At 40.4% G+C, this 26231-nt stretch carries 13 protein-coding genes; all 13 read left to right on the top strand.

The window, feature by feature from the left end; translation table 11 throughout:
- The first annotated feature begins 8 nt into the window (after positions 1–8).
- The 13 genes from AB5443_RS06990 (at position 9) to AB5443_RS06930 (ending at position 26204) form a co-directional block, all read left to right on the top strand.
- Positions 9–1208 (top strand): DUF1735 and LamG domain-containing protein, encoded by a 1200-nt coding sequence (locus AB5443_RS06990; RefSeq protein WP_044656615.1) that lies wholly within the window; start codon positions 9–11, stop codon positions 1206–1208.
- Positions 1209–1231: 23 nt separating this feature from the next.
- Positions 1232–2179: a DUF4999 domain-containing protein gene (locus AB5443_RS06985; RefSeq protein WP_368113536.1), complete on the top strand. Its 948-nt coding sequence runs from the start codon at positions 1232–1234 to the stop codon at positions 2177–2179.
- 260 nt (positions 2180–2439) lie between these two features.
- The gene (locus AB5443_RS06980; protein WP_368113535.1) at positions 2440–4644 is read left to right on the top strand and encodes a DUF4838 domain-containing protein; all 2205 of its coding nucleotides are present in this window, start codon (positions 2440–2442) and stop codon (positions 4642–4644) included.
- Between the two features lie 98 nt (positions 4645–4742).
- Positions 4743–6068: an MFS transporter gene (locus tag AB5443_RS06975; RefSeq protein WP_022140032.1), complete on the top strand. Its 1326-nt coding sequence runs from the start codon at positions 4743–4745 to the stop codon at positions 6066–6068.
- A gap of 21 nt (positions 6069–6089) precedes the next feature.
- Positions 6090–7058 carry a 1,4-beta-mannosyl-N-acetylglucosamine phosphorylase gene (locus AB5443_RS06970; RefSeq protein ID WP_368113534.1) on the top strand — a complete coding sequence of 323 codons (969 nt, stop codon included), beginning with the start codon at positions 6090–6092 and terminating at the stop codon, positions 7056–7058.
- 7 nt (positions 7059–7065) lie between these two features.
- Positions 7066–9330: a GH92 family glycosyl hydrolase gene (locus tag AB5443_RS06965; protein WP_022140034.1), complete on the top strand. Its 2265-nt coding sequence runs from the start codon at positions 7066–7068 to the stop codon at positions 9328–9330.
- 300 nt (positions 9331–9630) lie between these two features.
- The gene (locus tag AB5443_RS06960; protein WP_368113532.1) at positions 9631–10521 is read left to right on the top strand and encodes a sugar phosphate isomerase/epimerase family protein; all 891 of its coding nucleotides are present in this window, start codon (positions 9631–9633) and stop codon (positions 10519–10521) included.
- A 327-nt stretch (positions 10522–10848) separates the two neighbouring features.
- Positions 10849–12321, top strand: coding sequence for a DUF4992 family lipoprotein (locus AB5443_RS06955; RefSeq protein WP_022140036.1), 1473 nt, complete (start codon positions 10849–10851; stop codon positions 12319–12321).
- A gap of 30 nt (positions 12322–12351) precedes the next feature.
- Positions 12352–15660, top strand: a complete 3309-nt coding sequence (locus AB5443_RS06950; RefSeq protein ID WP_368113530.1) for a SusC/RagA family TonB-linked outer membrane protein — start codon at positions 12352–12354, stop codon at positions 15658–15660.
- A gap of 14 nt (positions 15661–15674) precedes the next feature.
- Positions 15675–17891: a RagB/SusD family nutrient uptake outer membrane protein gene (locus AB5443_RS06945; RefSeq protein ID WP_195662800.1), complete on the top strand. Its 2217-nt coding sequence runs from the start codon at positions 15675–15677 to the stop codon at positions 17889–17891.
- Between the two features lie 906 nt (positions 17892–18797).
- Positions 18798–22238 carry a TonB-dependent receptor gene (locus AB5443_RS06940; RefSeq protein WP_195662801.1) on the top strand — a complete coding sequence of 1147 codons (3441 nt, stop codon included), beginning with the start codon at positions 18798–18800 and terminating at the stop codon, positions 22236–22238.
- Between the two features lie 23 nt (positions 22239–22261).
- Positions 22262–24229 (top strand): RagB/SusD family nutrient uptake outer membrane protein, encoded by a 1968-nt coding sequence (locus AB5443_RS06935; protein ID WP_368113528.1) that lies wholly within the window; start codon positions 22262–22264, stop codon positions 24227–24229.
- Positions 24230–24464: 235 nt separating this feature from the next.
- Entirely contained in the window at positions 24465–26204 is a 1740-nt protein-coding gene (locus AB5443_RS06930; RefSeq protein WP_195407213.1) for a thrombospondin type 3 repeat-containing protein, read from the top strand.
- Positions 26205–26231: the final 27 nt, after the last annotated feature.

Here is a 26231-nt window from a genome sequence, read left to right as displayed (position 1 = left end):
TGTAAACTATGAAACGTATGAATTATATAAAAATCTTATGCTTCTTCGCAGTAATAGCAGGATTAGGAAGTATCGTAAGTTGCGGAGATGCGAAATATGATACCTTGGATACACACGCTTATATTGAAGAAGCGCTTTCGGGCACAAGCCAGAAAGTGACAGTACAGGCTACTGGAGAAAGTTTTACGACTTTAAATGTACACCTTAGTAATATTTCTTCTACAGACAATCATTATAAATTGGTCACAGACCAATCGGTATTGGATGCTTATAATCACATTAATGGTACAGGATATATAATGTTGCCGGAAGGCTATTATACATTACCGGAGACTATTACAGTGAAAGCCGGACAATATGCGACCGATGCTCTCTCTATTGCCTTGAAGGCTTTCAGCCAAGAAATGATGAAATCGGGAGAATCATACGCACTACCTGTTAAACTGGTGTTACAAGATGGAAGTATTTCACCGATGGAAAATACTGGAACTTTTGTTATTTTGGCAGAAAGTATTATCGAATTTTCAGCTCCGATGTTCGTTGGTGCTCCTAGTTTAAAAGCTAATAAATTCACAGAATCCCCTGAAACATATTCCCAATATACGATAGAGGTTCGTTTCCAGGTAGCTAACACAGCTGACCGTGACCGTGCAGTATTTAAGAACGGAGGAGATGATGCAAGCTTTATACTTTTACGTTTTGAGGACCCTCAAAGTGATAATGAAAATTATAAGGCACACTCATTAGTACAGATTGTAGGACGCAACCGACTTTATTTGAATCCAAGTAATTCTTTCAAGCCAAACGAATGGCAACATCTGGCATTGGTTTGTGATGGTTCCAGCTATCGACTTTACATAAACGGAGTTGATTCGGGGGTACTGAGTATCCCAACAGGAGCAACAACTTTCTCCGATGTAAATTGGTTCAGTTTAGGTGATGATTCTTATAGTAGATGGGGAAACTGTAAAATATTGATGAGTGAGGCACGTATCTGGTCTGTAGTTCGTACTGCTTCTCAGATTCAGAATAATATGACTCAGGTTAGTCCTAAGTCTGTGGGATTGGAAGCCTATTGGCGTTTCAATGAAGGACAGGGTAATGTGTTTGAAGATGCAACCGGTAAAGGGCATACTTTAACTACTTCTGCTACTCCTACATGGATTGACGGTATTTTGTCTACGGATAAGGCTACCGAATGGAAATAGTAATAATTTAATTGTATGTGTATATGAAAAATATATTTCAATCATTATCAATAGCAACTCTACTCGGCTTGTTTGTCCCTTTCATCTCTTCCTGTCGTGATGACGAAGAAGTTTTTAATGAGTGGAATGCTACGTATGTGTCTTTACAGAGAAATGACTATTTGTCAGGAGATGTAAAGAAGTTCAATCTAACCCATGATGCGAATGGGGTTGGGGGAGATGAAATTAAAATGGTTTTTACTGTAAAAACACAGAAAGCAGTCTCCACTGATATGGTTGTCACATTAAATGTAAATAGTGAAACCGAAGGGCTTGATGCAAACCAGATTACTTTAAGTTCCTCACAAGTAACCCTTAAAGAAGGTCAGATGATTTCTGAAGAAATCACTGCAACAGTTGAACCGGCGATATTTGCCAGTGTCATGGAGAAAACAAGTTTTTCTTTCAATGTATCAATTGGCAATGTAACCACCAATGATAAAAACACAGTAATTAGCAACAGCTTGAGTACCTTGCCAGTTGTTATAAATAAAGCTGCTTATAGTAATTTAAAAGGTGGTATTCCTACTAATGGCCAACTTATTAGTGACCGTTCAGGTTGGATAATTAATGTAGAAGAAGGGGTTGAAGGTTCAGGAGATAAGTTGATTGACGGTGGAAATTCAGATATTGCCCGTGATAATGTAGGGTTTTGGTTTACTGTTGATTTGGGAGAAGCTAAAGTATTAGCCGGTATAAAAACAAACCATTGGGGGAATGCGTATGCTCCCAGAGAAGTAGAAATATTCCAGTCTACAGATGGCATTACTTGGAAATCATTAAGTACTTTAGCTACATCTGGTTCTGCACAGAATATTACATTTATTTCTCCTATAACTACTCGTTATTTGAAATATCAGATTCTTACGATTGCTACAAGCGGACGAACAGATATTACAGAATTTAATGTCTATGAATTGAAAAATGAGTAGTTATAAGAATTAGGTAATGTAAGATTGATTTTACGAGTCTTTCTTAAATGAATAAAAGTTCTCTTTATCAAAGTTATAAAGAGAACTTTTTGTGTACTTGATAGTAAAGAAATATGCAGAGTTTGAGGATTGTTTTAATTATATAGGAAGGTTAACCTCTAAATTCTTAATAAGCATTAAAAGAACAGGCTTTGGTTTAGTCTTGTAGTTCATCTAGTTGTATTCTTTATATAACACCATTAACAATAATCATGAGAAACATGAATCTAAAACCGGTTTTGAGAACGCTAATGTTCTTTTTGAGTGCATGGATATGCACGTCCTTTGCATATGCCCAAACGCTTTTAATAAAAGACGGAAAAACGAAAGTAAAGATTATATTAAAAGAAGACATCCAAGTAAATAAGGTAGCGGCTAATCTCTTTCAATCTTTCTTTCAAAAGATTACAAGTAAAACTTTGCCTATTGTCATAAATCAGACTCCACAAAAAGGAGATATCCTTATTGGTGGAGAGACTGCTCAAGAAGTGACAGAGGATGGATTCTCTATTTCCACCAAAGATGGTATCTTGAGAGTTTCAGGTAAGGACAACGGTGTTGTTTATGGAATTGTATCTCTATTAGAACAATACTTAGGTGTTGATTACTGGGGAGAAAATGAATATTCTTTTACTCCTCAAAAAACGATAATTCTGCCTTTAATTAATAAAACAGATAATCCGGCTTTCCGTTATCGCCAGACACAGTGTTATGCCATCCGTACAGATTCCGTCTATAAATGGTGGAATCGCTTGGAAGAACCTGATGAGGTGTTTGCTGCCGGTTACTGGGTACATACTTTTGATAAATTATTGCCTTCTTCTGTTTATGGGAAAGAGCATCCCGAATATTATTCTTATTTTAAAGGAAAACGTCATCCGGGAAAAGCCAGTCAATGGTGTCTGAGCAATCCTGAAGTTTTTGAGATTGTGGCACAACGTGTTGATTCTATTTTCAAGGCGAATCCCGATAAACACATCATGTCTGTTAGTCAGAATGATGGTAACTATACGAATTGTACTTGTGATGCATGTAAGGCTATTGATGATAGGGAAGAGGCATTATCAGGAAGTATAATAACTTTCTTGAATAAATTGGCTGCCCGTTTCCCGGATAAGGAGTTCTCCACATTGGCCTATTTATATACAATGAATCCACCGAAGCACGTGAAACCTTTGCCCAATGTGAATATAATGCTTTGTGACATTGATTGTGACCGTGAAGTGACGCTGACTGAAAATGCTTCAGGCAGGCAATTTGTGAAAGCGATGGAAGGCTGGTCGGCTATAACTGATAATATCTTTGTTTGGGATTACGGCATAAATTTCGATAATTATCTGGCTCCATTCCCTAATTTCCATATCTTACAGGATAATATCCGCCTTTTCAAGAAGAATCACGCCACCATGCACTTCTCTCAGATTGCAGGAAGCAGGGGCGGAGACTTTGCAGAATTACGTGCTTATCTGGTATCGAAGTTGATGTGGAATCCGGAAGCTGATGTTGACTCATTAATGCAACATTTTCTGCATGGTTATTATGGTGAAGCTGCACCATATCTCTATCAATATATAAAGGTGATGGAAGGCGCGCTGATTGGCAGTGGACAAAGATTATGGATTTATGATTCGCCTGTCTCACATAAATATGGAATGTTGAAACCGACTTTGATTCGTCGTTATAATGATTTGTTTGATTTGGCGGAAAAAGCAGTTGAAGCGGATAATACATTCTTGAAAAGAGTGCAACGTGCCCGTTTACCGCTTCAATATTCTGAATTAGAGATAGCGCGCACGGAAACAGAAAAGGATTTGGCCGATATAGACAGGAAGTTGGCACTTTTTGAAGAGAGAGTGAAAGAGTTTAATGTTCCTACATTAAATGAACGTTCTAATTCGCCGGTAGAGTACTGCGAGCTATACCGTAAACGCTATATGCCGCAGACTGAACGGAGTTTGGCATTAGGAGCTAAAGTTTCTTATATTATTCCGCCTACCGGAAAATATGCAGAAATAGGAAAGACGGCATTAGTAGACGGACTGTTTGGAGGAGCTACTTTTGTAGACAGTTGGGTAGGCTGGGAAGGAACTGATGGTGCGTTCATCCTGGATTTAGGAGAGGAAAAGGAGATTCATAGTATAGAAACAGATTTCTTACATCAGATAGGGGCTTGGATTCTCTTTCCTTTGAAAGTTACCTATTCTTATTCGGCGGATGGAGAACAATATACATTTTGGGGAACGAACGATTTACCTGAAGAACGTTCCGGCAAGGTCGGATTCCGCGGAGTTAAGACAGAATCTGCGACGCCTATAAAGACACGCTATGTAAAAGTAGAAGTTACAGGTACGAAAGAATGCCCGACCTGGCATTATGGTGTAGGGCATCCTTCATGGTTTTTTATAGATGAAGTTATAATAAAATAAAAAAAGTAGGGGGGAGACGTTAGTAGTTTTCCCCTTTTAGTTGTATTATATATAGATGGGTTAGAAAAATGAATTTTTTCATCTATATACTATGATTTATGCAACAGAATAAAACTGCTTCTCAACGAAACACTATCAGCCCGGCTTGCTGGGTTCCTACCGCTTATTTTGCAATGGGGCTTCCCTTTATTGCCATTAATCTGGTTTCCGTATTCATGTTTAAGGATCTGGGAATATCCGACACACAAATCACATTGTGGACTTCCCTTATTATGGCGCCTTGGACATTTAAATTCTTATGGAGTCCGTTTCTTGAAATGTATCGGACGAAGAAATTCTTCGTATTAGTCACAGAGTTGTTGAGTGGAGTATTGTTTGGAGTAGTAGCCTTTTCTTTATTCTTTGACTACTTTTTTGCCATAAGTATATCTACAATGGCTATAATTGCTTTTAGTGGGGCAACGCACGATATTGCCTGTGACGGTGTTTACATGGCTGAATTGAATAAAGAAGACCAGGCAAAATACATAGGAGTACAGGGCGCTTTTTATAATGTAGCCAAATTGGTTGCTAACGGTGGATTGGTTGCCATGGCAGGTGCGTTGGCCGAACATTTCGGGGCAATAGAAGGAGCTTCTATTGATGCGAACAAAGGGGCATATACGTCTGCCTGGATGATTATTTTTGCAGTGATTGGAGCTATAATGGTGCTGATTGGCATCTACCATATAAAAGTTTTACCCTCTTCACAAGTTCCGTCAACAACAAAGAAAACTTCATCAGAGGTCGGAAGGGAATTGATGGCGGTGATTGCAGACTTCTTTACGAAGAAACATATTTTCTATTATATCTGCTTTATTATTCTATATCGCCTGGCAGAAGGATTTATCATGAAGATTGCGCCGTTGTTCTTGCGCGCTTCAAGAGATGTCGGCGGTTTAGGGTTATCCTTGACGGAGATTGGTACGTTAAATGGAGTTTTTGGCTCTGCTGCTTTCGTCCTCGGCTCTTTACTGGCAGGTATTTATGTTTCCAGATTCGGATTAAAGAAGACACTGTTCACTCTTTGTTGTATATTTAATCTTCCGTTTGTCGCATATACTTTCCTGGCAGTTGTACAGCCTACTAACGTGTATCTGATAGGAACTTGTATAACCATGGAATATTTCGGTTATGGTTTTGGTTTTGTCGGACTGACGTTGTTTATGATGCAACAGATTGCTCCGGGAAAACATCAGATGTCGCATTATGCATTTGCATCGGGAATCATGAACTTGGGAGTAATGCTTCCGGGAATGGCCAGTGGTTATCTTAGTGATTTACTGGGATACCGAAATTTCTTTATTTATGTCCTGATTGCGACTATTCCTGCTTTTCTGATTACTTACTTCATACCTTTCACGTATGACGATTCAAAAAAATAAATAATATAAAAAACATTGATTATGAATAAGATTCAAATTCCTTGGGAAGATCGTCCTGTCGGATGTACGGACGTAATGTGGCGTTATTCACAAAATCCGGTTATCGGACGTTATCATATTCCTTCGTCCAATAGTATTTTCAATAGTGCTGTTGTACCTTTCGGTGATGGTTTTGCCGGCGTATTCCGTTGTGACAATAAAGCTGTACAGATGAATATCTTTGCCGGATTCAGTAAGGATGGTATTCATTGGGATATTAATCACGAGCCTATTCAGTTCAAGGCTGGTAACACAGAGATGATTGAATCGGAATATAAATATGACCCTCGTGTGACATGGATTGAAGACCGTTATTGGGTTACTTGGTGCAATGGCTATCATGGCCCTACTATTGGTATCGCTTATACTTTTGATTTTAAGGAATTCTTCCAATGTGAAAATGCTTTCTTGCCTTTCAATCGTAACGGCGTACTTTTCCCACAAAAAATAGATGGCAAATATGCTATGTTGAGCCGTCCTAGTGATAATGGCCATACACCATTTGGTGATATATATATCAGCTACAGCCCGGACATGAAATATTGGGGTGAACATCGTTGTGTAATGAAAGTGACTCCATTTCCGGAAAGCGCCTGGCAGTGTACAAAAATCGGTGCAGGTTCAGTACCTTTCCTGACAGATGAAGGTTGGTTGCTTTTCTATCACGGTGTTATCACTACTTGTAATGGTTTCCGCTATGCAATGGGCTCTGCCATACTTGATAAAGACCATCCGGAAAAGGTTCTTTACCGTACCCGCGAATATCTGATTGGCCCGGCTGCTCCTTACGAACTTCAAGGCGATGTGCCCAATGTAGTATTCCCCTGTGCTGCTTTGCAAGACGGCGAACGTGTAGTTGTTTATTATGGTGCTGCAGATACCGTTGTAGGCATGGCTTTCGGATACATTAAAGAGATTATCGACTTTACTAAACGGACAAGTATCATTTAATAAAGGTATGAAACGTATTTTATTAACTTACACACTTGCTTTCGCCCTTCTTCCCGTTTATGCGGGAGAAGGGGGAAGCCCTCCCACTAATAAGAATCTTTTGATAGATTATGTAGATCCCTTTATTGGGACTACAAATTTCGGAACTACCAATCCAGGTGCAATCTGTCCGAATGGTATGATGTCTGTGGTTCCTTTCAACGTGATGGGGTCTTCAGAGAATACATACGACAAAGACGCTCGATGGTGGTCTACGCCTTATGAATATACAAACTGTTTCTTTACCGGATATGCTCATGTAAATTTGAGTGGAGTCGGTTGTCCTGAGTTAGGCTCTTTATTATTGATGCCTACTACCGGAGAATTGAATGTGGATTATAAAGAATACGGCAGTAAATACAAGGATGAACAGGCTTCACCGGGTTATTACTCTAACTATCTGACCAAGTATAATGTTAAGACGGAAGTGTCTGCCACTCCACGTACAAGTATCGCCCGTTTTACTTTTCCGAAAGGTAAAAGCCATATATTGCTGAATTTAGGAGAAGGATTGACAAATGAAAGCGGTGCTATGCTTCGCCGTGTAAGCGATAGCGAAGTGGAAGGCGTAAAATTGCTTGGTACATTCTGCTATAATCCTCAAGCTGTATTTCCTATTTATTTCGTGATGCGGGTAAAAAAGACTCCTGCCGCGACCGGATATTGGAAGAAACAACGTCCGATGACAGGTGTGGAAGCCGAATGGGATCCGGATCAGGGAAAGTACAAACTGTATACCCGTTATGGAAAAGAAATAGCAGGTGATGATATCGGCACTTATTTTTCTTTCGATACGGAAGAGGGTGAACAAGTGGAAGTGCAGATGGGCGTTTCTTTTGTCAGTATAGAGAATGCCCGGCTGAATTTAGACCGTGAACAAGCGGGAAAGAATTTTGAGCAGATTCATGCTGACGCGCGTGCAAAATGGAACGATGACTTGTCACGTATAACTGTAGAAGGTGGAACAGATGCACAGAAAACAGTATTTTATACGGCACTTTATCATTTGCTGATTCATCCGAATATCCTGCAAGATGTCAATGGAGAATACCCGGCAATGGAAAGTGATAAGATTATGACAACAAAGGGCGACCGTTACACTGTATTCTCTCTTTGGGATACCTATCGTAATGTTCACCAATTGTTGACCCTTGTTTATCCGGAACGTCAAATGGAAATGGTTCGTACTATGCTTGATATGTATCGGGAACACGGTTGGTTACCTAAATGGGAATTATATGGAAGAGAGACATTGACAATGGAGGGTGATCCCAGTATTCCGGTAATTGTAGACACGTGGATGAAAGGGTTGCGTGACTTTGACGTTGATCTGGCTTATGAAGCCATGTACAAATCTGCCACATTGCCGGGAGCGGAAAACCTGATGCGTCCGGATAATGATGATTATATGTCAAAAGGATACGTACCTCTTCGTGAACAATATGACAACTCCGTATCCCATGCGTTGGAATATTATATTGCAGACTTTGCGCTTTCACGCTTTGCTGAGGCTTTAGGTAAAAAGAAAGACGCGGAAATGTTCTATAAGCGTTCTTTAGGCTACAAGCATTATTATAGCAAGGAGTTCGGCACATTCCGTCCGATTCTTCCTGACGGTACTTTCTATAGTCCGTTTAATCCGAGACAAGGAGAGAATTTTGAACCGAATCCCGGTTTCCATGAAGGGAGTGCCTGGAACTATACATTCTATGTACCTCATGATGTATATGGGCTTGCCAAGTTGATGGGCGGAAAGAAACCTTTTATTGATAAGTTACAGATGGTTTTCGATGAGGGCCTTTATGATCCGGCTAATGAACCGGATATTGCCTATCCTCATTTATTCTCATACTTTAAAGGTGAAGAATGGCGTACGCAGAAAGAGACACAACGCCTGTTGGACAAGTATTTCACAACGAAACCGGACGGTATTCCCGGGAATGATGACACAGGAACAATGTCCTCATGGGCTATCTTCAACATGATTGGTTTCTATCCGGATTGCCCGGGACTGCCTGAATATACATTGACGACTCCGGTATTTGATAAGGTAATTATCCGTCTGGACCCGAAATGGTATAAAGAAAAAGAATTGGTGATTGAGACTAATCGTACTCAACCGGGAACTCTATATATTAATAAGGTGTTATTGAATGGAAAGAAGTTCAATAAATATCATATCACACATGATGAACTTGTTCATGGTCAACGCATATTTTTTGATTTGAAGTAACACACAGTGTTTCATAGGTATCGTTTTTGGGTTGACAGGGCTGTCGGACTTTTCAGAGTCCGGCAGCCCATTTTTTTACATTTATCTTTGCTGTTATCCCCCATAAAAAGAGTGACGGTATACGCGCGATATAGCGTCACTATATGGATGGAATAGCGTCACTATCCGGGTCGGATACCGTCATAATACTGTTTTCTTGTTTATCTGCTCTTTCTTCTTTTATTTATTCTCTGTTACATAAGCGATTACAAAACCTTCCTTTATTCGTCTACTATACAAATAGTATATAATAGAATTAAAATGAAAAAGAATTTATTCGGACATATCCTTTGGATACTGATATTGATGGAATGTTTTCCTTTGTTGGCTGTTGCTGCATCGCAGCAAAAAGAACAACGTTATAAGATTGCCGTATGTGACTGGATGATTTTGAAGCGTCAGAAGATAGGTTCGTTCCAGTTGGTACATGAGTTGAATGGTGATGGTGTGGAACTGGACATGGGCGGTCTTGGTAAAAGGGAAATGTTTGATAACAAACTGCGCGAACCTCATTTTCAGCAATTGTTTCGTGAAACTGCCCGGAAGTTCCAATTGGAAGTTCCTTCTGTGGCTATGTCCGGATTCTATGGACAGTCTTTCCTGGAACGTACCAATTATAAGGAACTGGTACAGGATTGCTTGAATGCAATGAAAGTGATGAATGCCAAAGTCGCTTTTCTTCCGTTAGGTGGAATAAAGGTAGGTTGGGAAGCGAAACCGGAACTGCGTGCAGAAGTGGTGAAGCGTTTGAAAACAGTAGGGGATATGGCTGCTTCTGAAGGAGTTGTTATTGGTATTGAAACTCAGTTGGACGCTAAAGGAGATGTAAAATTACTGAAAGAAATTAATTCCCCCGGTATTAAAATCTATTTTAAATTCCAGAATGCATTAGAGAATGGAAGAGATTTGTGTAAAGAGCTCAAGATTCTGGGGAAAAAGAGAATCTGCCAGATTCACTGTACAGATACCGATGGGGTAACTCTGCCTTTTAATAAGAGACTAGATATGGATAAGGTAAAAAAGACACTCGATAAGATGGGATGGAGCGGATGGCTGGTTGTGGAACGTTCACGAGATAAAGCGGACGTGCGGAATGTGAAGAAGAATTACGGAACGAACATAAAGTATTTGAAAGAGGTGTTCCAACAGTAGTGCACTTTGTTATTAGATTGGAATTTTTATCATATTAAGAATCCGGACTTATATATTAAGTTCGGATTTTTTTTGTTTTTAAAAACGTCCCGGATCAAGCCTGTAACCATTCTTTTTCTATTAAATTCATTATTTCCGTTATGGTATTAACCAGCAGATTTTTGGTGGATTACATTAAATATATCTGTCCGTCCTTTATATGAATCAGATAAAATTATAATAACGATAGGAGGAAATATGATGTAGCAAATATGATTAAGAGAGAGAATAAGACAATAGATCTTGAAGATGTAATTATATTATTTTGTTTAAATTAAAATTTAATCTATGAAGAGTAAACATTTATTCTTACGGGTAAAAAGGACTGGTCTGGCTTTTGGAGCGGCTATGCTTCTTTTTAGTTCTTGTGTCGATGGATACAAAGATGATAGAACCTTTTCACCGGGAGTTCAGGGAGTAACCTTAGAATCACCCTCAACCGAAGGTTGGACTTTTACGAGAAATGTAGACATTACGTCTCTTGAAGTTACATGGCCGGTAGTACTTGGAGCCGGAGGATATCAGGTGACGTTCTATAATGTGGATGATCCGGATAATCCGGTTGTTATTGGTCCGGAAAATGAGATTGTGGACAAATGTAAGATTACCCGTGATATTACCGCGGATACGAGGTATAAAGTGGTAGTTAAAACATTGGGGAATGACAAGTATAATAATAGTGACGCCGTTGCAGCTACAGAGATGCCTTATAATACTTTGGTGCCATTGCGTGAAATAATCCCGTCCGGTACGAATCTGACGACTTATTTTGATGAGAATCCTATTGCTCCTCTTGAAGAAGGTGAAGAAGAGGTTGCTTATGAGTTGGTGGCAGGCGGTAACTATGAGATGGACGGCAACATTGATTTGGGTACGACAACACTGACTATCCGTGGCGACAAAGTAAACCATGCGAAGGTAACCATGAAAGGAAATGCTTCTTTTATAAATCACGGAGCAGGACTTAAGGTCAAGTTCATTGATTTCGATTTTGACGAAAGTACATATACCGCTTCTAATAGTAGAGGTTTGATTATGTTCAACGCAGCGGAAGCGGGTATAGTGCAGCAACCTTATGTTTTCCAATCTTGTAATTTGACCCATATGCCTGTGCCTTTATATTATTGTAACAATGGGTATGCTTTGGCAGCTTTGTCTGTTGATGATTGCCTGGTCAGTATCAAAGATGGCAGCACTACTTTTATTGCGTTTAATGGGCAAGGTTGGATTAAGGATTTATCTTTTACGAATAGTACGATTTACTATCCAGTTGCCGGAAATGGTTATTTGGTGCAAATGAGAGGACGTACTCCGTCGAACTTTAGTGGTTCCGGTTGGAGCTCATCACTTAGAAAAATGAATAATTGTACTTTTTACCGTATCGGTAACAATCGTTTCTTTAATAATGTAATAGGTAGTAATAGTGCAGTATTTACTTTGGAGATGCAGAATACTATTTTTGCAGATTGCGTTGTAAGTTCTTCAACAGGAACTGAAGGTGTTTTCAGACGTATATGTAACGCCGGAAATTATGGAAACGTGAACTATACACTTGGATATAACACCTATTATTATAGTGCTGTTCCCGGTGGGTTCCTTGATTATGATACTAGTGACGATGCCGGTCGTGACCACTCTGGAACTGCAATCAAGGTAGCGCCGCGTTTTGCTGATGCAGCTAATGGCGATTTTACTTTAAGTAGTTCAGAGCATATTGCAAATCGTTGCGGCGACCCGCGCTGGCTTCCGGCAACAGAATGAATAACAATGTATAAACAATAACAGAATACTATGAGTAAAAGATATTTTATTTTAGGCTTATGTCTGCTTTTCATACAAGCCTTTGCACAAATCGTCTATGCCCAGAACTCGCGTACAGTGAATGGTTCTGTGGTGGATGAATTTGGAGACCCTATTATTGGAGCTGCAATCAAGATTGTAGACACTACAGTGGGTACGATAAGTGATATTGACGGGAAATTCAGCCTTTCCGTTCCGGAGGGAGGACGACTGACAGTTACATTCGTCGGATACATAACCCAGACTATTACCAATCTGAATAATCCGAAAGTCATTCTGCTGGAAGACGTTTCAAAGTTGGATGAAGTGGTGGTCGTAGGCTATGGGACGCAGAAGATGAAAAACATTACGGGATCTATCGAAACCATTTCCACAGAAGAGATAAAAGACCTTTCAGTAGGTAATTTGGGAGATGCGTTGAGTGGAATGATGACCGGTCTGCATGTCAGTGCGGGTGGTGGTCGTCCGGGTAGTACGCCTAGCCTGCAAATCCGTCAAAGTAACATCAATACCAGTGTGACTCCCAACTCAACTCGAGGTGGAGATGCGAATCCTAGCCCGCTGTACGTAATCGATGATTTCATTTCTACCGAGGATGCGTTCAATAATCTCGATGTGAATGAAGTGGAAAACATAACAGTATTGAAAGACGCATCAGCAGCAGTATATGGAGCCCGTGCAGCTTACGGTGTAGTATTGGTGAAAACAAAACGTGGTAAAGTAGGTGCACCCAGTATTTCATATACAGGTCAATTCGGTTTTACTGACGCTTTGAAACTTCCTAAGATGCTTAATGCTTATGATTACGGACGTCTCTATAATGCAGCACGTGCAGCAGGTACTTCTACCGGTGAATCAGAATCAGATAATCGGAGAACACAATACTTCCAGGCTGATGAACTAGAAGCCATGAGAGGACTGAATTACGATTTGCTCGATCAGGAGTGGAGCGCGGCCTGGACGCAACGGCATGGCATCAATATCAATGGTGGTACGGAGAAAGCTACTTACTTTGCAGGCGTTTCTTATTATAGTCAGGAAGGTAACATCGGCCGTCTGGATTATGACCGTTGGAACTTCCGTGCAGGTGTGAATGCCAATATCGGCAAGTGGGCAAAGGCCACATTGCAAGTATCGGGTGATATGAGTGAGCAGAATAGTGCCCGTAATGGTATAACTAGTGGTGGAACAGATGCTGACTTCAACTCTTTGATGACACATATACCGTTTGTTCCTGCCTATATAAATGGCCTTCCTGTGGTATATACAGGTATGGAAAACGCGTCTTCAGGTCTTACTGCCGTACAATTGTTCCATTATGGAGCTGTACAGAATTCACCGGATAACACAGAAAAACAATCTAACAATATGTCTATCAACGGTTCATTTGAGTACGATTTCGGTTGGAACAAATGGTTGAAAGGATTGAAAGTGAAAGCGTCTTATTCAAGAAACATCATGAATAATAAAGGAAACGATATTGGTACCAAAATGTCCGTTTATAGATTGTTGAATCGTGGTGGTAGTGGAAATCACCTTTATACAGGCAGTGATATAGACGTTGCCGACAGTAATTTCGGTACTTTCACTTTGGATAATGGTAACTTGCTTTCACGCACAATGAACAAGACGGACAATTACCAGATGAACTTGACTGTCAGCTACGCACGCCAGTTTGGCTTGCACAATGTGAGCGGTTTGTTTTCAATAGAAAAGGCTGAATCAGAATATGAATATCTGACAGGTACTGTTGCCGACCCTTATAGCTTTACTGACGGACAATCGACTTCCGCAGCTACCGGTGCGGATCAGACAACCACTTTCGGCCGTACAGAATCGGGTATGCTCTCTTATATCGGCCGTTTGAACTATTCGTATGCGGACAAGTATTTGTTCGAGTTCCTGCTTCGTTCGGATGCTTCTACCAAATTTGCTCCCAGTAATTATTGGGGAGTATTCCCTTCCTGGTCAGTAGGTTGGGTATTGTCGGAAGAAAACTGGTTCAATAAGGAAAAACTCGGCATTGACTTCTTTAAAATCCGTGCATCATTCGGTATTTTGGGAAGAGACAACATACAGCCTTGGTTGTGGACCCAACTTTACGCCCGCAATCAGGACGGTGGCCCTATATTCGGAGAAGGTACCAATACATATGCTGGTGCGACTTTCCAGATGCCCCAAAGAGGTGTGAATAAAGATGTGCATTGGGACAAGACCTACAAAACGAACGTGGGTATCGATATCCGGACATTGAACAGCAGATTGGGCATTACGCTGGATGCTTACTATGACATGGGACGTGAGTTGTTTACCACTTTCACAGGAACCTCTTTCTATCCGACAACTGTTGGCACACAGGCTACTCCGGAAAATTTCGGAGAGATCGACACTTATGGTGTGGAACTTACCCTGAACTGGAAAGATAAAATCGGCAAAGATTTCTCTTATTGGGTGAAGATGAGTACAGGTTATAGCGACAATAAGATAAAGGAAGCCGGTTTCCAGGCTACACCTTTCTTTGATGACGTCGTTCGTGGCGAACGTTCCGACCGTGGAGTATGGGGATACGAATGTCTTGGTATGTTCCGTAGTTATCAGGAAATTGAGGAATATTTCGCAGTCAACAATATCACATCCTATCTTGGAAATTCGAAAGATAACGTTCATCCGGGTATGTTGATTTATAGCGACCAGCGCGGACAACGTAATGCTGACGGAAGTTATGGCGAAAAGGACGGGGTTATTGACCGGAATGACTATGTGAAGATTTCCAATCGTGTCAATAATCCGTGGGGATTTACTCTGAATTTCGGTGGTGCTTATAAGAACTTCTCATTTAGTGCGCAGTTAGGGGCAAACTGGGGGGCTTACGGTCTTGTTCAAACCAACTTGCGTCAGGAAAGCTACGATGATATGGAATATAAAAACCTGTCTGCCATGTGGAAAGACATGTATGTGTACGAAGACGTGCTGGATGCTAACGGCAATGTCGTGGCAGCGATGAACCGGAATGCTAAATATCCGAACCTGCGATATAAAGAGGTGAATAGCCAGGCTTCCACATTCTGGAAAGTCAGTGCGGCCAACATAAGATTGCGTAATCTGACCGTAGCTTACAACCTTCCGAAAGAATGGTTGACTCTGATTGGCATCAGCAGTTGCCGTTTGAACCTGACTTGTCAGAACCTTTTTAGCTTCTACAATCCTTATGAAAATGGCGTATGGGATACATGGGCAGGCACGTATGGAAATTATCCGAACTTGCGTAAATTTACCATGGGTGTGAATGTTTCATTCTAATATAAAAGAAGATTATGAAAGAAAAGATAAATATGTTTAGTTTGAAAGCGTTGGCGGTGGCAGCAATAATCAGCTTTACCGGATGTAGCGACGACTTTCTGAAAGACAAGAAAGTATACGGGAGCTTTGACGGCTCAGTCGTATACGAATATTATGAAACCGCTAAAAGTCGTGTAGATTATTTGTATCGCTGTTTGCTGCCTAACGCAACCGGAGGTTCCAATGCACTGTCTGATATAGTCAGTGCGGGAATCAACGATGACTTTTCCAAATGTACGGAAGAGTACGGCGAATATTCCGTTTTCAATAATCCGTCAGAGATTCTTACGATTCAGAGTGTGCCCGACTATTTTTATGTTATCAACGGAGAAACAAGCCCTTGGGGACGTATCCGCGAATGTAATGATATCATAGAAGGGGTGACAGGAAGTGCGACCCTTACTCAGGCAGAAAAAGAGGAATTGTTGGGACAGGCTTACTTTTTCCGTGCCTGGCGTTATTATCTGTTGGTGAAAATGTATGGTGGTGTACCTATTGTAGACCATGTCCAGAATCCGGTGATTGGTGATGGAAACGGTGAGAATCTGGTAATTCCCCGTTCTTCAACCAAAGATTGCGTAGACTTTATATGTAATGATCTGGATTTGGCATCCCGATATCTTCCGGTACGATGGGAGGGAAATGATTACGGACGTATCACTTCCGGTGCCGCTCTTGCCTTGAAAGGGCGTATGTTGTTGCTTTATGCCAGCCCGCTCTTCAACCGTGCCGATGACCAATCACGTTGGAAAGCTGCATATGACGCAAATTCTGAAGCCATTGCTGCATTGAAGGCCGGTAGCTTCGGACTTGCTTATGAAAGTAACGGGGGAGAAAACAATGCGAAGAACTGGGCTAAAATGTTTGCCGATTATACAGGAGGAAGTGAAGCCGTATTTGTAACTTTATACAATAATGTATCTCCTATTGCCGGTCAGAATATTAATAAGTATAACTTGTGGGAGCAGGGAATCCGTCCGGGTAATATAAATGGTGGCGGAGGTAGAACAGCTACTGCTGAAATGGTAGACCTTTTCCCGATGGCTGACGGTAAGAGACCCGGAGAATCAATATATACATACGACAACGAAGGTAGTAAGTTCTTTATGAACCGTGACCCGCGTTTCTATCGTACGTTCGCATTTCCGGGTGTGGAATGGAAATTCAATAGTGGGGATGTAGATTTCTCGGGAACTACCATGTCCGGTCTTTGCCCCAGCTATTATACGGATGGAAGTGAATATGAACTTTGGAACTATTGTTGGTATGCATCGGCTGCGGATCTCGCAGATCCGGGTAGAAGCGGCTATGCGGCTGATAAGTTAGGAACTAAAAACAGGAGTGTCTATGTACGTAAACGTTCAAATGATGATCCGGCTTCCGCTCTCAATGTGTTTACGGACAATAGTTCCGGTGACCAGCAAGGTTTCAGACGTTCGGCAGCTCCTTATATGGAGATACGTTATGCTGAAGTGTTGCTGAACTTGGCGGAGTCCGCTTGCGGTGCCGGTGGCGCATATCATGCGGAAGGTGTTCAGGCATTGAAAGACGTGCGTGCACGGGTCGGATATACAGCAGCTAATAATTACGGCCTGAATACAGATATTGAGAATGACCGTGCCAAATTATTTGCGGCTATCTTGTATGAGCGTCAGATAGAATTGGCTTATGAAGGCAAACGGGCTTATGATATGCGCCGTTGGATGCTTTTTGACGGTGGTGTAGGGCAAGGAGCGTTGAATGCAAGTTGGGCATTGTCCGGATTTAGCGGTAATACTTGTAGTTATCTGGGTGTAACTCCGATGAATGCTCATGGCAAAAGGCATCGTATTGAAATCCATGTGGCAGGAACCGGTGCTGCGAATGACAATAGCGACCCTCTTAGAAATGTAACCCGTCCGGCCGCATTGACTTTGAATGAGAATATCGTATCCGAAATAGTTGGTGATGATGAGATAATTTCCGATCCGGTTGTGCAGGCGATGTGTGATTTCTATAATGCAAACTTTACACGCAAGGATATCAGTCTTGACGGTAACACGCTTGGTATCGATCCTGTTTTCCAACCTAGATATTATTTCTTCGGATTGCGACAAAGCGCACAACAGACCAATGCTACATTGTATCAGACCATTGGTTGGGAAGACCACTCTCATGGTGGCATGGGAACTTTTGACCCGCTGGCTGAATAAAAGTTCTCCTGATTTTCAGGAAAAGGGAATTTGCTGCAACTAGAAGAAAAGCAATTTACCATAGAAGATGAGTTCAAATTATTTCTCCTTTCAAAGGAGGGTGGTTTGGACTCATTTTTTTTAGAAATATAGGGCTCTCCGAGGAAAATTTGAAAAAGTGGTTTCAGCTTTCAGTTTTTTCTGTGACTCCCTGTTTATCGGTGTTCCGGCTGAAAGCAGATGCTTTCAGCCGGATTGTCAATTGTAAATAGTCGAGATGTTGGCTATATATAACTGACGCGTCGGCTCTATATGTCTGACAACCGGGCATATCTTTTCTGCCCCTTGGGCATATTATATTACTCTCCGGGATTGGAGCCTCTAACCCATGGGAATAGAGGCTCCAATTAGGGAAAACAGAGGCTGTATTTTACTCTAACAGACCTTCCGTTTTGCAAAATCGGGTGGCTGAAAGCGAAATCGGGTGGTTTCAGGGGAGCTTTCAGCCAGAATTCCCATGAATAAGGACTCTTAGAGGAAACTGGATAGCTGAAAACGGGAGAGTACATTAAAAATTAGAGACTGGTTGAGGATTATATAGATACTATTTTACTGGTAGATTCGAGTACTTCTTTAATTCAAAGTCTGTACTTGAACTACCTCACTCATCTACATCTTCCTGACGAATGTAGTACTTCATCTTGTGTGGTCTTCTATATGTGTTCCATTCTTATAGTACAAGAAACATCATTCTTAATCAATAGTAATTGGTTGAGAAAAAGGTATTGAAGGATAAAATTATCGCAAATTTAATTTTATTCTTTAATATGTGATTACATATTTTTGGGTTGTTCGTCCTGTTTATGTATGATAAAAAAGAAATATTGGTGAAGTATTTTTGTATTTTTGAACTAAATATGTAAACAGATGGAAAAAGAACAAGTCTTTTCTGGAAAAACACAGAGCAAATATCTAAGCGCCGCGAAGATTATTTGCCTCTCTTTTTTGTTTGCTGTTCCTGTGGAGACATTTGCTGAAAGTGTAAAAGAAATGCCTGCCGTAAATGTAGTCCAGCAACAGGGAATCGTGAAAGGAACGGTAGTTGACACTCAAGGAGAACCGATTATTGGAGCTAGCGTGACAATAAAAGGGGGAACAGTCGGTACGATTACTGATATTGATGGTAACTTCTCATTGACAGTGCCGGCAGGAAGCCAGATTGTAGTGTCCTTTATTGGATATACTCGTCAATTTGTCACTCCTAAAGCGGGACAGTCATTAAAAATTGTTTTGCAAGAGGATACCAAGACACTTGATGAAGTTGTGGTGGTCGGATATGGTACGCAAAAAGCTAAGAACATTACAGGATCAATCCAACAAATTTCAGCATCTCAAGTAGAGGACCTTCCTGTATCAAATTTGGCAGACGCTTTGGCTGGACAAATAAATGGATTGTCAGTAAATACAGGAAATCGTCCCGGGGATCAAAGTAGTTTAAGTATTCGTCAATCTTTTAATTATGCAAAAGATGGTGGTGACTCTACTCCTTTGGTTATTATTGATGATGTGATTCAAATAGATGCTAATACAGGACGTGCTACATTGGAGCAGTTTAATTTATTGGATGCTTCCGAAGTGGAAAGTATTACTGTGTTGCGTGATGCAAGTGCGGCAATTTATGGTTCGCGTGCTTCGCAGGGAGCTATTATCGTTAAAACAAAGCGTGGAAAGAGTGGAGCACCTAGAATTAGCTATTCAGGTAAATTTGCTTTTAATGACGCTGTTAGTCATTCAAAACTTTTGAATGCTTATGATTATGGTGTTTGGGCAAATAGTATAGTTAAAGCGACAGGTAAATCATCCATAGATCCTAAAACAGGTTTATGGGATATGAATAAACTTTTCAGTAATGATGAACTGAATGAGATGAAAAATCTCAACTATAATTGGTTGGACGAAGCTTGGTCCTCTGCTTTTATGATGTCTCATGCTGTGAATGTGAGCGGTGGTTCTGAACGTGCAACTTATTTTGCTGGAGCTTCTTATTATGATCAAGGTGCCAATATGGGGGATCAGGATTATAATAAATGGACATTCCGTGCAGGAGTAGATGTGAAACTAACTTCTGACTTGAAGTTTAGTGCGTCTGTTTCGGGGAATCAGTCGGAAATAAGCAAATCATTTACGAAAAATGCCAGTAATCTGGATGCATTTGGTGGTAAAGCCAGTGAACAGGGTGATTATAATCTATTACACCATATGCCGAGATATATTCCTTGGGAAGTTACATTGGATGATGGACAAACATATTATACGTCTCCTGCATTAGGACCTCATGCAAACTCCGGAAATGCGGCATCTGCAAATCAGATTGCTAGTTGGAATTATTTTAGCTTACTGGACAATGGCTCTGGACAAGAAACTAAGGCTTTCAATTACTCTGCAAATTTCTCAATGACATATGCTATTCCCTATGTGAAAGGATTAAGCATAAAAGGTACATACGCAACGTCTCGTAGTACGTCTGATTCCGAACAGCGTCAGATGCCTTTTACCTTGGCTTTTTTGGGTAATGGATTAGTAAAAGAAAATCAACACCTTTATAGTTCACATACAGAAGCAAGTGAATATAAGTTTAAAGAAAATGATAAGTCATCACGCGTGGCATATAATGATGTCATAACATCTAATCGTCAGATGAACTTTTATATCAACTATGATCGGACGTTTGGCAAACATAGTGTATCTGCTATGGCTTCTGTTGAACGTACGGATGCAGAATATACGAAGAAATTTTATCTTTATGATAATCCTGATTCCCCATATTTAGGCACAAGTACAACAGCGGGTACACTGAATGCAGGAAATTCGTATACTCAGAAAAATGAATCAGGTACTCTCTCTTATTTAGGACGTGTACAATATAGTTATGCAGATAGATATATGCTTCAGTTTCTATTCCGTTCGGATGCTTCTACAAAATTTGCGCCGGAAAACTATTGGGGATTCTTCCCTGGAATATCTGCCGGATGGGTTATTTCCGAAGAGTCATGGTTTAAAAAGACTCTTCCTTGGTTTGAGTATTTAAAGACTCGCCTTTCATGGGGTAAGACTGGCAAAGATAACCTCGGCGCTTGGGCTTGGAAACAAACATATAGTTATGCAGCAGATAAAGGTTTCCAATTTGGAAGTAATGGAGGTACTTTAGGTTCAGGATTGACTCCTGGAAAAACTCCTAATAGAGATGTACATTGGGATTCTACTACAAAATGGAATCTTGGTTTTGATACTCGTTTCTTGGATGGACGCTTAAGTGCAAGTTTTGATTTTTACTATGATCGTAATTCTGATATATTGAATCAGCATATGTCTAAAGTTGTTGGTGTGCCTATTACAGTTGGAGGATCTTATGCAGAAGAAAATTATGGACGCATTGATGCGAAAGGTGTTGAAATATCATTAGGATGGCGTGATAAAGTAGGACAAGTCAAATACAATATTGGCGTTGATTTCGGGTTCAATGGTAACAAAGTGAAAGAATGGCCGGATCTTCCGGTTGGATATCCTTCTGATAATACAACACGTGAAGGAGCCTCGACTTACATGCCTTCATGGGGGTATCGTGTGTGGAGAGGTACTTCAACCGGTGATGGTATATTACGTAATCAAACAGATATTGACCATTATTGGGCATATCTGACAGAACATGCTGAAGCTGCGGGAACTACACCTAAATTCTTTAAAATTACTGATAAAAGTAAAATGAAACCAGGTATGTTGGCTTATCAGGATCTTCACGGGGCATTAGATGCTGACGGAAATTTAGGTATGCCTAATGGACAGATTGCTGATAAAGAGGATTTAGATCAGTTATGTAAGAACAATAAGACCTATGGATTCACTACAAAATTAGGATTAAACTGGAAAGGACTTTCCTGGAGTGCACAAATCTCAACTTCATGGGGTGGTATTCGTACAATTGATAACTATAAAGTAAATGTAAGTAGTAATCAAATGTTATGGTCACCGGAAGCTTATTGGACAGATATGTTCGATGAAGAAAATAATCCTACCGGACGTTATCCAAATGCAGGTTATAATGGGGATGCTAATGTTATTTCACAATCAGACTTTTGGACAATTAGTACTTTCCGTTGCTATATTAGAAATATGAGTGTTGGTTATTCATTACCAAAAAAATGGTTGCAACCTGCAAAGATTGAATCTGCTAAAATTAGTTTGACAGGAAATAATCTTTGGGATTTTTATAATCCATATCCTAAGAAATATCGTAATATGTACGATTCTTCAACAAGCATGTATCCGACACTGCGTACATGGTCTATTGGAATCAATTTGTCTTTTTAACAGTTTAAAAGCAAAATAAGAATATGAAAAAGTTTATATATACAGCAACACTTGCTTTGGGGCTTTTGGCTACAAGTTGTAGTGACCAGTTCTTGGAAGATAAAAAGCAATATGGTGTGTTTAATGATGATACTTTTGAAAATGAAGCCCAAACAGGTTGGTTTATAGACAGACTATATTATGATTTTTATAGTGGATATAAAGGACCCGGACAGAATATTGTGGGCTTATGGGAAGATCGTACAGCATTGACAGAAGAAAAAGGAGGAATTTCTGATATGATTGACCCTTCTAAAGAACTTGATAAATCAGATGATTGTTCCAACTACTATGGAACTGCTCCGGCAACAAATGTTCAGAATAACCCTTATACACGCATTCGTAATTGTAATTTTATCATTAATAATATTGATGAGGTAGGAGTGAATATTTCTGATTCATTTAAGAAAACAGCAAAAGGACAAATGTATTTCTTGAGGGGAATGCAATACTTTGACTTAATGCGTATGTATGGTGGTGTACCTATTGTTTTAGAGGTGGAAAATGCAGAGGTGGAAAACCCCTCTATCAAACATCCTAGGGCTTCGGTTTCGGAAGTAGTAAAACAAATACTTTCAGACTTGGATAACGCGGCAAACATGTTGCCAGATAAATGGGGGGATGCAGACCGGGGACGTTTTACCCGGGCAGCTGCGTTGGCAATGAAAAGCCGTGTATTACTAATGTATGCTAGTCCCTTATTTAATAAGGATTGGGATAATACAGCAAATCAACGTTGGGCAGATGCTTTGAGTGTCAGTTTGACTGCTGAAACAGAATTAACTTCAGCTGGTTATGGACTTTATGGAAATACAGCAAAAGAATGGAATGACATGTTTATAATGGACCACGGTAAGAATTTCTGTAAAGAAGTAATTATGGTGAGATTACTTTCTGCAGGAACGACCAATACATCGGAGAATAACGGTTGGGAGAATGGTATCCGTCTTTCCAGTCAAGGTGGAGGCGGTGGATTGACAGCACCTAAGGAAATGATAGATCTTTTCCCAATGAAGGATGGTAGTCGTCCTACAGTAGCTAACGGATACGATGAATTTAAATTTTTCCTAGATAGAGATCCTCGTTTTTATCGTACATTTGCTTTCTCCGGCTGTAAATGGGGTTACAAAGGAGCGGCAGACGATGTAGTGTGGGCTTATCGTTGGGAGTATCAGACACAGGAAGGTACGAACTATAGTTATAGTGATAATAATAATGTAGCCAGTCCAGTATTTGTACGCAAAATGTCAGATACATCTGTAGATAATACATTTAAATATTCTGGAACCGACATCTTGGAATATCGTTATGCAGAACTGATATTAAATATTGCTGAATGTTATGCAGCTACAGGCAATACAGCCAAATGTTTGGAATATCTTGAAAAGATTCGTAGTCGTGTAGGTGTTTTGGCTGACAATCATTATGGACTTGGAACATTTGCAGATAAATATGCGGCTTTAGAGGCTTGTTTGTATGAACGAAGGATTGAGTTGGCATATGAGGGAAAACGTTTCTTGGATATACAGCGTTGGATGCTTTACAATGATGATGCTGCAAATAATAATATGACTTGTGCAAAACTTGGATTGGCACCTCTGAATGGTACACATCGTACAGGCAATTATTTACAATATAAAGATATGTTAAACACTGATACTGATCCCTTAACTGCCGATCGTATAAATATATCAGTAGATCCGGATGCTGCTACCTTTGAAAATGATTTAAATAACTTGGCAACATTTTATGAGAATAATTTTGTTTTGGCAGATCCCGATACTCCTATGGATAATGATGGACATGGTGTTGGAGTTGATCTTTTGTGGAGACAGCGTTATTATATTTGGGGGTTGAATCGTACAGCTCTTACTGCAAATACTTGGCTCACGCAGACTAAGTTATGGAAAGATACGAATAGTATTGACGGGACATTTGATTATCAGGAATAGATAATATCTGATTACAATTTTATTTATCAGGTTAAGAAAAGTTCCTGATAGATAAAATATAAGATTCACCATTTTCCTTTTTCGTAATATGAAAGAATAGGAAGATGGTGAATTGTTATATAAGGAAAGGTTTAGGGCTTCATAAAATAATTTTCTTTTTACTGATTACAATTCTTTTTCTCTTTCGTCTTATTATTGTATTTTTGAATTAACAACTTCACAAAACCAAATAGAAATGAAGAAGAAGCATCTATTTTTAGCAGCTTTCGCTGCAACAATGTTGACTCCGACCATTGCATGGGCACAATACCCGCAAATATCCGGCGAAGCCAAAGAAAACTATACGAAAATGATGACTGAAGAGCGGAAACGTTCTGACGAAGCATGGGCGAAAGCGTTGCCGATAGTACAAAAAGAAGCCAGGGAAGGACGTCCATATATACCTTGGGCAGGTCGTCCGTATGATTTGCCACAGGCTGATATTCCTTCCTTCCCGGGTGCTGAAGGTGGTGGTATGTACAGTTTCGGTGGTCGTGGCGGTAAAGTGATTACTGTAACAAATCTGAATGACCGCGGACCAGGGTCTTTCCGTGAAGCATGCGAAACAGGTGGCGCTCGTATTATCGTATTCAATGTTGCCGGTATCATCCGTCTGGAATCACCGATTATCGTCCGTGCCCCTTACGTAACTATTGCAGGACAGACAGCTCCGGGAGACGGTGTTTGTATTGCCGGAGAATCATTCTGGGTAGATACGCATGATGTCGTAGTCCGTCACATGCGTTTCCGCCGTGGAGAAACGAAAGTATGGCATCGCGATGACTCTTTCGGAGGTAACCCTGTTGGTAATATAATGATCGACCACTGCTCCTGTACTTGGGGACTGGATGAGAATATATCTTTCTATCGTCATATGTACGATCCGAGTGAAGGACAATATGAGAGCAAAGACTTGAAACTTCCTACCGTAAACGTAACTATTCAGAATACCATCTCGGCAAAAGCGTTGGATACATACAATCATGCATTTGGAAGTACATTAGGTGGTGAAAACTGTGCATTTGCCCGTAACCTTTGGGCTAGTAACTCAGGACGTAACCCTTCTATTGGTTGGAATGGTATATTCAATTTCGTTAATAATGTAGTATTCAACTGGGTTCATCGTTCTTCTGATGGCGGTGATTATACCGCTATGTTCAATATGATTAACAATTACTACAAACCGGGACCTGCTACTCCAAAAGATTCTAATGTAGGACATCGTATCTTGAAACCGGAAGCCGGACGTAGCAAGTTGGATCACAAAGAATACGGACGTGTTTACGCTGACGGAAATATCATGGAAGGCTATCCCGAAATAACTAAAGACAACTGGAATGGCGGCATTCAGATTGAAACCCAGCCGAACACTGACGGATATACTGAATATATGCGTAGCTATCAGCCGTTCGAAATGCCGTATATCAATATCATGGGGGCTAAAGACGCTTACGATTATGTATTGAAACATGTAGGCGCGAATATTCCTTGTCGTGATATTGTAGACGAACGAGTAATTGAGGAAGTAAGAACAGGTATCCCTTATTATGAAAAGAAACTTCCGAAAGATGCTTATGGTGATTTGACTGGTTTGTCTCCCAAGTCAATGGGCGAAGACGGACAGTTCAAGTATCGCCGTTTACCGAAAGACTCTTATAAGCAAGGTATTATTACTGATATTCGTCAAATGGGTGGTTATCCTGAATACAAAGGTACTCCGTATGTGGATACAGATGGCGACGGAATGCCGGATGAATGGGAAATAGCTAACGGATTGAATCCGAACGATCCGAGCGACGCCAATAAAGATTGTACGGGTGACGGATACACTAATATTGAAAAATACATCAATGGTATCAGCACGAAACACAAAGTAAACTGGCGTGATTTAAAAAACAACTACGATACTTTGGCTGAAAAAGGAAAATTAATGTAATCGCCGGCAAGGTGCCGGAGTCAAGTT

This window comes from Bacteroides sp. RTP21281st1_H5_RTP21281_210402 (assembly GCF_040918965.1).
In the GTDB taxonomy this organism is placed as follows: domain Bacteria; phylum Bacteroidota; class Bacteroidia; order Bacteroidales; family Bacteroidaceae; genus Bacteroides; species Bacteroides congonensis.
Note: the sequence above shows the minus strand (reverse complement) of the source record. Positions and strands in the feature narration are given on the sequence as shown.

What these genes read in the sequence shown, in the direction of transcription:
- AB5443_RS06950 (WP_368113530.1), top strand. Translation starts at nt 12,352, where the DNA reads ATGAGTAAAAGATATTTTATTTTAGGCTTATGTCTGCTTTTCATACAA.
- AB5443_RS06935 (WP_368113528.1), top strand. Translation starts at nt 22,262, where the DNA reads ATGAAAAAGTTTATATATACAGCAACACTTGCTTTGGGGCTTTTGGCT.
- AB5443_RS06955 (WP_022140036.1), top strand. Translation starts at nt 10,849, where the DNA reads ATGAAGAGTAAACATTTATTCTTACGGGTAAAAAGGACTGGTCTGGCT.
- AB5443_RS06970 (WP_368113534.1), top strand. Translation starts at nt 6,090, where the DNA reads ATGAATAAGATTCAAATTCCTTGGGAAGATCGTCCTGTCGGATGTACG.
- AB5443_RS06940 (WP_195662801.1), top strand. Translation starts at nt 18,798, where the DNA reads ATGGAAAAAGAACAAGTCTTTTCTGGAAAAACACAGAGCAAATATCTA.
- AB5443_RS06985 (WP_368113536.1), top strand. Translation starts at nt 1,232, where the DNA reads ATGAAAAATATATTTCAATCATTATCAATAGCAACTCTACTCGGCTTG.
- AB5443_RS06975 (WP_022140032.1), top strand. Translation starts at nt 4,743, where the DNA reads ATGCAACAGAATAAAACTGCTTCTCAACGAAACACTATCAGCCCGGCT.
- AB5443_RS06960 (WP_368113532.1), top strand. Translation starts at nt 9,631, where the DNA reads ATGAAAAAGAATTTATTCGGACATATCCTTTGGATACTGATATTGATG.
- AB5443_RS06965 (WP_022140034.1), top strand. Translation starts at nt 7,066, where the DNA reads ATGAAACGTATTTTATTAACTTACACACTTGCTTTCGCCCTTCTTCCC.
- AB5443_RS06980 (WP_368113535.1), top strand. Translation starts at nt 2,440, where the DNA reads ATGAATCTAAAACCGGTTTTGAGAACGCTAATGTTCTTTTTGAGTGCA.
- AB5443_RS06945 (WP_195662800.1), top strand. Translation starts at nt 15,675, where the DNA reads ATGAAAGAAAAGATAAATATGTTTAGTTTGAAAGCGTTGGCGGTGGCA.
- AB5443_RS06930 (WP_195407213.1), top strand. Translation starts at nt 24,465, where the DNA reads ATGAAGAAGAAGCATCTATTTTTAGCAGCTTTCGCTGCAACAATGTTG.
- AB5443_RS06990 (WP_044656615.1), top strand. Translation starts at nt 9, where the DNA reads ATGAAACGTATGAATTATATAAAAATCTTATGCTTCTTCGCAGTAATA.